Genomic DNA, 500 nt, shown 5'->3' with positions numbered 1-500 from the left:
CCTGACAACACTCTGATGATACCCTTACGAAATAATAGCGACGGCGCAGGGCAGTGGCATATAGAAAAACGAAATATTCAGGAAGATCTGAAAGCCTGGCTCGGCAAATCCTATGACGAAGTTGAGGCGATTGCGATTATGACTGATGCCGATGACTCCGGGTCGAATGCCGAAGCTGAATACGGTGATATATTCTTTTCGGAACGGTGATAGGGATTTCACGGATGGTCAAGTTGCTGAAATCCTGCAGTCTTAAAAACGCGCCATTCCCGTAGTCTTAAAGACGCGTCATTCCCGCAGTGTGTTAAGCGGGAATCCATTTTGCTTGATGCGCCGTGCTAGGTATCATGGATCCCGGCTGAAGAGCACACCGGGATGACGATAGTGCACCCTAATGCCAAACAACCGCTTGGCGTGCTTCATACCAATCATCCAAATGAGGCTTGTAACTCGACTCAATAACATCTCGCTTCATCTTCATCGTCGGTGTTAGGTGCCCG

General features: G+C 48.8%; 1 protein-coding gene. It reads left to right on the top strand.

The genetic code is table 11. The features are described from left to right. On the top strand, window positions 1–210 hold a 210-nt coding region (locus A3729_RS08600), incomplete at its 5' end, for a DUF3047 domain-containing protein (protein WP_156497815.1). Window positions 211–500 lie beyond the last annotated feature (290 nt).

This window comes from Oleiphilus sp. HI0043 (genome assembly GCF_001634935.1).
This window is presented reverse-complemented; position numbering and strand designations above follow the sequence as displayed.